Here is a 1,326-nt window from a genome sequence, read left to right as displayed (position 1 = left end):
ATCTAAAGAAAATTTAGTTTCGGCTTTATAAGCAAGATCAAAAACCTGAACCAGCCGATCGTTCCTTAATTGTCCCAGCATAATTATCTCTCTTTCAATGGCCATCGGTAAAACGAAGCCCTCATTATAATCAGTATGTTCACCGATTAGATTAACTCTGCCGGGAGCAGAAAAAGCCCCTTTAACTAAACTGGTATTAGTAAATTTTTCATTAAATATCTTCCCTAGTTTATTTAAATCTTGCATTAAAAATCTCCTCTTCCTCTTTATCTTACTTTGTATCCAATTATATTTATAGTTAATCTTCCAGTAACCTTTTACTTTAACCTGGAAATTTTATACTAAACCACTCCTTCAGGTGGCGTATTTCTTAGTTCTTGAGCCTTTTCCTCAGGTAAAGAATCATTGATAAAAGCACCAACTCCTAACTCGCTTCCAGCCAAGTATTTAAGTTTATCTTTCGTACGATAAGGAGGATAGAATTCAATATGAAAATGGGAATATTCTTTACCTGTTCCATTAGTAGGTTGTTGATGAATGGCCATAATATAAGGTAAGACAAAACCAAAAAGATGATCAAATTTCATCATTAAAGTTTTTAATATTGCCGCTAAATCAATTTCTTCCTTTTCCGTAAAATCATTAAAAGAAGGAAGATGTTTATTGGCATAGATGTGGACCTCATAACTGTAACCAGCAGCAAAAGGAACCAGTGCGGAAAAGGAATCATTACTAACAATAATTCGTCTGCCATCTTCTTTTTCTTCTTCTAAGGTCTTACAGAAGAGACATTTCCCCTCTTTTTCTAAATATTCTTTACTGAAATCCAGTTCCTGTTCGATAATGGGAGGAATAAAAGGAAAAGCATATATCTGGCCATGAGGATGATGAAGAGTTACGCCTACTTCCTCTCCTTTATTTTCAAAGATGAAGACATAATCGATAAAATCTTTATCTCCTAACTCCTGATAGCGATCTCTCCACACCTTTACCAGTTTAATATAACGGCTCAAGGGTTTTTCGGACATAATCCCATCATGGTCAGAAGTAAATAGAACCACCTCACAAATTCCCTGAGCCTTGCCATATTTAAAAAATTTAGAACCTGTTCCAGTTATTCTTGGTAGCTCCTCTTTTAAAGATGGAAATTTATTTTCAAAAACTACTATATCATAATCTTCCGCTGGTACTTCTGTAGACAAACCACCTTTTTTAGTAGGACAAAGAGGACAATAATCTTTGGGAGGTTTATAAGTCCTGTTCTGACGATGGGTGGCTATTATTACCCATTTCTTTAAGATTGGATTCCATCTCAGTTCTAACATC

Annotated in this window: 2 protein-coding genes; both read right to left on the bottom strand. The window is 34.9% G+C overall.

Translation table 11 applies throughout. The annotated features are described in order from the left end of the window. The coding region (locus tag COZ07_RS03025; RefSeq protein WP_406607114.1) for a galactokinase family protein at positions 1-246 on the bottom strand (246 nt) is incomplete at its 3' end. Positions 247-341: 95 nt separating this feature from the next. After that, a partial coding sequence (gene galT / locus COZ07_RS03020; protein ID WP_406607113.1) for a galactose-1-phosphate uridylyltransferase occupies positions 342-1,326 on the bottom strand: 985 nt, incomplete at its 5' end.

It is taken from the genome of Candidatus Infernicultor aquiphilus (genome assembly GCF_002784285.1).
Taxonomy (GTDB): Bacteria; Atribacterota; Phoenicimicrobiia; order Phoenicimicrobiales; family Phoenicimicrobiaceae; genus Infernicultor; species Infernicultor aquiphilus.
Note: the sequence above shows the minus strand (reverse complement) of the source record. Positions and strands in the feature narration are given on the sequence as shown.